The sequence below is a fragment of the Alishewanella sp. WH16-1 genome (assembly GCF_001441695.1).
In the GTDB taxonomy this organism is placed as follows: Bacteria; Pseudomonadota; Gammaproteobacteria; order Enterobacterales; family Alteromonadaceae; genus Alishewanella; species Alishewanella agri.
In genome coordinates this window covers 1-870 of sequence record NZ_LCWL01000055.1, presented here as the reverse complement: position 1 = coordinate 870, position 870 = coordinate 1, and the positions used below count along the sequence as shown (strand labels likewise).

Sequence of the window (870 nt, the reverse complement as noted above, 5' to 3'; positions counted from 1 at the left end):
GCGAAATTGCGCTTCTAAGGTAATTAAGAATAAGTCTCTCTGTAGCACGCTCATATTAGCCTCCTTTGATAATTGGCATCCTTGCCGATTTGTCCCTGCGCTTCCAAGCAAATAGCATCCTTACTAATAGCTTCCTTAAAAGCATCCTTGCCAATAGCATCCTGCTAGTTGGTCCATACACTGTCATGGTTAGTGACATGTCATCCGTGTGTCACCATCTTAGGCTGTTTCATTTTTCACGCCATACTGTGCAGGCGTTCAGTGTATGATTTTCAGGCAGATGTTTTTTGGCCTTTGCGGCAAACCCTTTAAGGCGTTCGCGCACTGACTTAGAGTTGGGGTAACACCCAACAAAACGCGAGCTAATAATGAACAAGCAACCTATTCATGCTGAGGACTTACCCCGGCTAACCCGCTTGCAAGAGCTATGTAAAACTATCAATGCTATTGAGCACTTAGCCAAAGCTAAGCACGATAAAGTGGTGTATGCTGGGCGCATTTGGCGCTATGCCGATTTGGTTTATTTGGCCTATGAGTATTATGTGTTAGCTATTCCTTATGGCTTAAAGATTGATAACTTCAGTAAGTGGTTAGCGGCAGAACAAGCTATTTTAAAGCAGTTTAATTTACCCTGGCCGGTTGCCACCTTAAATGCAGCAACGGATAACGCCTAAAACGTATTGATTGCAGGTGTGTATGCTATTCAGACACATTTTACAGGAGTTCAGATGCAAAATAGTCAACCGCAGCAACCGCTTTCGATAGATACCAATAGCAACCCAGACACCAGTGGCTGTTTAGTTGCCAGCGGCTGGCCACTGCGCTGGGAGCTGCTAATGCGTTATCGGTTAATTGAAATTGTCGCGCTAT

The 870-nt window shown here is 44.6% G+C and carries 1 protein-coding gene; it reads left to right on the top strand.

All coding sequences use genetic code 11. From position 1 onward, the window contains the following. Positions 1–368: 368 nt before the first annotated feature. A complete protein-coding gene (locus tag AAY72_RS05465; RefSeq protein WP_057785891.1) occupies positions 369–674 on the top strand; it encodes a hypothetical protein in 306 nt (101 codons plus the stop codon). Positions 675–870 lie beyond the last annotated feature (196 nt).

Excerpts from the sequence above, each read along its gene's own strand:
- AAY72_RS05465 (WP_057785891.1), top strand. The coding sequence starts at position 369 with ATGAACAAGCAACCTATTCATGCTGAGGACTTACCCCGGCTAACCCGC.